The sequence below is a fragment of the Variovorax sp. FW305-3-2-15-B-LB1 genome (assembly GCF_058787635.1).
Genome location: NZ_JBYSZY010000031.1, coordinates 70898 through 76897 on the forward strand (window position 1 = coordinate 70898; position 6000 = coordinate 76897).

At 69.5% G+C, this 6000-nt stretch carries 6 protein-coding genes; 4 read left to right on the forward strand and 2 right to left on the reverse strand.

The window, feature by feature from the left end:
* The first annotated feature begins 19 nt into the window (after positions 1 to 19).
* The gene (locus tag AC3WQR_RS19450) at positions 20 to 898 is read left to right on the forward strand and encodes an NAD(P)-dependent oxidoreductase (protein WP_492743195.1); all 879 of its coding nucleotides are present in this window, start codon (positions 20 to 22) and stop codon (positions 896 to 898) included.
* A gap of 3 nt (positions 899 to 901) precedes the next feature.
* On the opposite strand, the gene AC3WQR_RS19455 is transcribed toward AC3WQR_RS19450, so the two are convergent.
* Positions 902 to 2041, reverse strand: coding sequence for an alpha/beta hydrolase (locus AC3WQR_RS19455; protein WP_492743196.1), 1140 nt, complete (start codon positions 2039 to 2041; stop codon positions 902 to 904).
* 166 nt (positions 2042 to 2207) lie between these two features.
* On the opposite strand from AC3WQR_RS19455, the gene AC3WQR_RS19460 reads away from it, so the two are divergent.
* From AC3WQR_RS19460 to lpxO, 3 genes are all read left to right on the forward strand, one after another.
* On the forward strand, positions 2208 to 2891 hold the full coding sequence (locus AC3WQR_RS19460; RefSeq protein WP_062473337.1) for a response regulator: 684 nt from the start codon (positions 2208 to 2210) through the stop codon (positions 2889 to 2891).
* Positions 2888 to 4318: a sensor histidine kinase gene (locus AC3WQR_RS19465; protein WP_070062381.1), complete on the forward strand. Its 1431-nt coding sequence runs from the start codon at positions 2888 to 2890 to the stop codon at positions 4316 to 4318. The genes AC3WQR_RS19460 and AC3WQR_RS19465 overlap by 4 nt, the downstream gene beginning before the upstream one ends.
* A 93-nt stretch (positions 4319 to 4411) precedes the next feature.
* Positions 4412 to 5308: a lipid A hydroxylase LpxO gene (lpxO, locus tag AC3WQR_RS19470; RefSeq protein WP_159275736.1), complete on the forward strand. Its 897-nt coding sequence runs from the start codon at positions 4412 to 4414 to the stop codon at positions 5306 to 5308.
* 10 nt (positions 5309 to 5318) lie between these two features.
* Here the strand turns inward: lpxO and AC3WQR_RS19475 are convergent.
* On the reverse strand, positions 5319 to 6000 hold a 682-nt coding region (locus AC3WQR_RS19475; protein ID WP_492743197.1), incomplete at its 5' end, for a phosphatase PAP2 family protein.

Here is a 6000-nt window from a genome sequence, read left to right on the forward strand (position 1 = left end):
ACCACTGCATCGGATTGCCATGAGCAACATCAACAAGGAAGTTTCGGTTCTGGGCCTGGGCGCCATGGGCGTCGTCATCGCGCGGCTCTTTCTCGACCAGGGCTACAAGGTCACGCTGTGGAACCGCACGGCCGACAAGGCCGACGCGCTGGTCGCCCGTGGCGCCGTGCTGGCGCGCAGCGCGGCCGAGGCCTTGCGCGCCAGCCGCATGGCCGTGATGTGCGTGTACGACTATCGCGCCGCCGACGCGATCTTCGCGATGGACGGTGTGGCCGCCGCCATGGACGGCCGCCTGCTCGCACAGCTCACCACCGGCAGCCCGAAGGACGCGCGCGAGGCCGAGGCCTGGGCGCACAGCCACGGCGCCGCCTACCTCGAAGGCGCGATCCAGGCCGCGCCGGACCAGATGGGCCGCCCCGACACGCCGCTGCTGGTGTCGGGTGCGCAGGCCGTGTTCGCCGAGGCCGAGCCCTTGCTGAAGGTGCTGGCCGGCGGCATCGTCTACCTCGGCGAGAAGGCCAGCGCGGCCGCGGCCATGGACCTGGCCACGCTCTCCAGCATCTACGGCACGATGCTTGGCTTCCTGCACGGTGCGCGCATCGCCGAGCACGAAGGCTTCGACGTCGCCGAGTTCGGCCGCATCGTGGCGGGCATCATGCCGACCTTCGCGGGCTTTCTTCAGCACGAGGGCGCGGTCATCCAGTCGGGCGACTTCACGATCACGCAGAGCCCGATGCGCATTTCGGTCGAGGCCACGCAGCGCATCCTGCAGACCGCGCAGGAGGCGGGCATCAACACCGAGTTCCCGGCCTTTGCCGCGGGCCTGTTCCAGCGCGCCGATGCGGCGGGGCTCGGCGGCGAGGAACTGGCGGCGCTGATCAAGTTGCTGCGCAAGTAAGGATCAGGCCCAGCGCATCGACTGGATCGCGCGCACCACCTCGGCCTCGCGTTCCATGAAGAAGTCGGTGTGGTTGCAGTGGTCCAGCGTGAGCCGGTGCGAGGTCTGCAGCGCGGTGGCGAGGCGGTCGGCGTCGGCGCGGCGCACGCGGCGGAAGATGCGCAGGAAGTCGGCGGCGTCCTGGCCGGTCTGCGCATCGAGCGGGCGTTCGAGCCAGGGGAACAGGTCGCGCTGGTCGAATGGCAGCGCGCTCACCACCAGCGCCGGCGCGCGCACCGGCCGGTAGTCGGGCGAGAAGCGGTGGGCCGCGGTGTCCATCGCGGTCTCCACGGCGTCGGGCGTGTTGGGCCGCACGCTGCCGTCGGCCAGCTCGTCGAGCGCGTCGCGCAGGTTGGCTTCGAGCGCCGGCCACCAGTTCTTCGACTTGCGCCGCAGGTAGGCAATGGCCGCCTTCATCGAACGGCCGTCGTCGGGCGTGGGCGCGGGCTCGTCGAGCCGGCGGTTCATCGGCGGGTCTTCGCCGGCGGTGTCGGCGTCCTTCGTGTAGTCGAAGGTGGTATCGAGGTACACCAGGCCGCGCACCCGCTCGGGAAAGCGGCCCGCGAAGCGCGTGAGCTCGTTGCCCGCGATCGAATGGCCGCCGAGCACCACGCGCGTGAGGCCGAGCGCATCGCACAGCGCGGCCAGGTCGTCGACCAGCGAGTCGACCTCGTAGTGCTGCGTGGCGCTCTTCACCGGCAGCGGCTTGTCCGACAGGCCGTAGCCGCGCCGGCTGACCGCGAGCACGCGCGAGGCGGCGCCGGCCGCGACCAGCGCGGGCGCCAGGCTGTCGAAGCAGCGCGCGTTGCCGCCGAGGCCGGCGAGCAGCACGAGCACGGGGCCACCGTCGTCGCTGCGCTGCCAGTCGCGCACCTGCAGCGAGACGTCGGGCGTGGTCGACACTTTCACGCGGCGGTCGGTGGCGGCCACGGGAAGGTCGTTGCCGATGGGAGTGGGGCCGGCGTTGCCGCCGCCACCACCACCGCCGCAAGCGGCCAGCCCGGCCGCGCTGCCCAGGAGCACGGCGCGCAGCAGGTCGCGGCGCTGGAAGTGAAGCGGGTTCGCCCAGTGCGGGCGGACCGTGGAAAGACAGGGGCGAGGCACGTCGGGGCTCCAGGCAGGAAGAAGAAAACAGGAGCCTTGCAGTGTGGGCATGCCGCCTGAAGAAGCCCTGCAGCCTTCATGAAGGCTTCCTGAAGCGCAACGACGGGGTGTGGCAGATACTTCGGCCACTTCCCGGAACCGGGCTTGTTCGCTTGGAATCCTTCCCATGAATCTTTTGCTTGTTGAGGACGATCTTGATCTTGGCAACGGCGTGCGCATTGCGCTCGCCAACCAGGGCCTGGACGTGGTGTGGGTCCGCCGGCTCGACGACGCCTTGCGCACCCTCGACAACGGCGCCTTCGACATGGTGCTGCTCGACCTGGGCCTGCCCGACGGCGACGGGCTCGACCTGCTGCTGCGCCTGCGCCGCACCCGCCAGATATTGCCGGTGCTGGTGCTGAGCGCGCGCGATGCGCTCAACGACCGCCTGCGCAGCCTGGACGACGGCGCCGACGACTACCTCGTGAAGCCCTTCGCGCTGGCCGAGCTGCTGTCGCGCGTGCGGGCCCTGGCGCGCCGCAGCTACGGCTTCAACGACGAGACCATCCGCATGCGCGGCCTGGCGCTGCACGAACCCACGCGCGGCGTGATCGTCGATGGCGAGCCGGTGGAGCTGTCGCGCTGCGAGTTCGACCTGCTGGCGCTTCTGCTCAAGCGCACCGGCCGCGTGGTCACGCGCCGCGTGATGGAAGAGCAGGTGCTGCCCGGCGGCCAGGCCAACGGCAGCAACTCGCTCGAGGTGCACATCTCCAACCTGCGCAAGAAGATCGGGCAGGGCTACATCCGCACGGTGCGCGGCATCGGCTACGTGATCGACACCCAGTCGCTGGTGCGGAGCCCGTCGAAATGATGCGCCAGCTGGCGCGCGGCTGGAAGAACTGGAACCAGCCGTCCCTGATGCGCCGCCTGCTGGTGGCGCAGATGGCCGTGGTCGCGCTGCTGTGGACCTCGGCCGTGGGGCTGCTGCTGTACGACTCGTACAAGGACCCGGGGCTGCTCCGGTTCACCAGCATCTTCAAGGCGGCGATCTCCATTGCGCAGAAGCTGGAGGACCAACCCGAGCGGCAACGAGAGGCACTCGAGGCCTTCGACGCCGCGCTCATCGAGGCGCTCAGCGACGGCGACGAAACCAACGAAGCCCTGGCGGTCATGCAGGTGTGGCAGCACGGCAAGCTGATCTACAACTCGCGCGCCGGCGTGCCCGTGCTGCTGAACTCGGTGCCCGACCGCAACGAGACCGTGGTCGCGGGCGGCCGCGAGTGGCGCGCGCGCACGATGGCTTCGCCCATCGCCGACACCCGCGTGGTGCTGGCCGAGCCCAGCGTGTGGCGGCTGGCCGTCACCGTGCTGTCGCGCGGCTACTACCTGCTGCCGCTGGTGATCAGCCTGCCGTTTCTCGTCTTTCCCGCGTGGCTGTCGGTGCGGCTGGCGCTGCGTCCGTGGCGCCAGGTGAGCCGCGAAACCGCCGAGCGCGGTCCCGACGACCTGACGCCGCTGTCGTACACGCCGCCGCACAAGGAGCTCAAGCCGATGGTGCAGAGCATCAACAGCCTGCTGCTGCGGGTGCGCGACAGCACCACGCGCGAGCGCAGCCTGATCGCTGACGCGGCGCACGAGTTGCGCACGCCGCTGGCGGCCATGCGCGTGAACGTCGAGGCGCTGAAGGAGCAGAGCAGCGACGAGGGCCAGCGCGAGCTCATGGCCAACCTGCTGCGCAGCAACGACCGCGCGGCGCGGCTGGTGGGGCAGCTGCTGCAGCTCATGCGCAGCGACGCCGTCGCCACCAACGCGCTGCCGGTGATGCTGTCGCTCGACGGGCTGGTGCAGGACCGGCTGGCCATGATCGAGGGCCTGGCGCGTGCGCGCGGCGTGGAGCTCGAACTGGTGTGCGACGACGCCGTGCCGGTGCTCGGCGAGCGCGAGAGCCTGGTCTCGATGATCGACAACCTGATCGACAACGCGATCAAGTACAGCCCCTGCGGCGCCACCGTGACGGTGCACGTGGCACGCGAGGGCGCGCGGGCGCTGCTGACCGTGGCCGACACGGGCCCGGGCATTCCGCCCGCGCTGCGCGAGCGCGTGTTCGACCGCTTCTTCCGCAACCCCGACCAGACGCAAAGCGGCAGCGGGCTGGGCCTGGCCATCGTCAAGTCGGTGGTCGATCGGCACGGCGGCGACGCGGTGCTGGGGGAGGCCCCGGGCGGCGGCCTGCTGGCCACGGTGCGGCTGCCGCTGGCGCAGGCCGACGTGCCGCAGCCCCTGCTCGTCGGCGCCTGAGCCCGGGGGAAAAGGCCCCGGCCGGGCCTGTTTCGGGGCAAGGATTTACACTAGCCGGCTCCCCCGGCGCTCGTCTACAGGACACTTTCACCAATGAAGTGGGTCATTCTTGCCATCTTCGTGCTCAGCGCACTCTACGTTCACTTCCGCGGCCAGGTCCGGCACAAGTTCTTCAGACAGCTCTCTGATCACTCGACCTTCCTGGCGCCGCTGAACGTCTTCATGTACCTTTTCTCGAAGGTGCCCGGTACGCCGTACCTGTCGCCCGCGCAGTTCCCCGAGATGCGCATCCTCGAGGAAAACTGGGAAGTGATCCGCGAAGAAGCGCTGGCCATGCGCAACGGCGGCAGCATCAAGGCCTCGAGCCAGTTCAACGACGTGGGCTTCAACTCCTTCTTCAAGAGCGGCTGGAAGCGCTTCTACCTGAAGTGGTACGACGATGCGCACCCTTCGGCCGCCGTGCTGTGCCCGCGCACCACCGAGCTGCTCAAGGGCATCGGCACCATCAAGGCCGCGATGTTCGCCGAGCTGCCCCCGGGCAGCCGCCTCGTGCGCCACCGCGACCCGTTCGCCGGTTCGCTGCGTTATCACCTGGGCCTGTGGACGCCGGGCGTCGAAGGCTGCTACATCGACGTGGACGGCCAGCGCTACCACTGGCGCGACGGCGAGGCCGTGGTGTTCGACGAGACCTACATCCACTACGCCGAGAACACCACCGACCACGACCGCGTGATCCTGTTCTGCGACATCGAGCGTCCGCTGAAGTACCGCTGGGCCAGCGCCGTGAACCGCTGGTTCGCCAAGAACCTGCTGGCCGCCGCCGCCTCGCCCAACGACGCGGGCGACAAGACGGGCGGGCTGAACCGCGCCTTCAAGTACATCTACCAGATCCGCGTGGTCGGCAAGCGGCTGAAGGCCTGGGACAAGCGCGCGTACTACCTGGTCAAGTGGACGATCTTCGGCGGCCTCGCCCTCTGGATTTTTTGGTAACCGACGGCGCTCACGCCTCGGCCAGCACCAAACGGGCACGCGGCGCGCGACGCCAGCACACCAGGCCCGCCAGCAGCACACCACCGAGCACGTCGAGCAGCACGTGCTGGCGCGTGGCCAGCGTCGAATAGACGATCCCCGCGGCCCACAGCACGTTCACCCATTGCGTCCACGCGGGCGCCTGCACGCTGCGCAGCTGGCGGCCGAGCCACACGGCCGCGAACACGGCGAAGGCCACATGCAGCGACGGGAAGGCATTGCCGCCCGCATCGGCGCTCTTGAGGAATTGCAGCGCCGGGTACTGCGACCAGTCGATCGCGAAGCTCGGCACCACCGTCGGAAAGCACCAGAACACCGCCAGTCCGATGGCCGCCATGAGCGCGGCGCCGCGTGCGCAGGCCCACAGCTCGGCCTTGTTTTTCGTGAAGGCCGGCGCCAGCGAGATGTAGAACCACAGCGAGCTGTACAGCAGCATCGCGTCGTCACTCACGTCCACCCAGTGGTCGATGGCGGTGAGCGGCATCACCGTCGGCACCGAGGGCGGGTGGTGCATCACCCAGAAGTACAGGACGAAGAAGCCCGAGATGCCGAGCGTGGTGCCGATCATCTTCACGACCCACAGCGTGGCGAAGCGCTGCCCCAGCGCCAGGTGCCAGGGCGTGACGAGGAGGGCGGCGGGGTTCGGGCGGGAG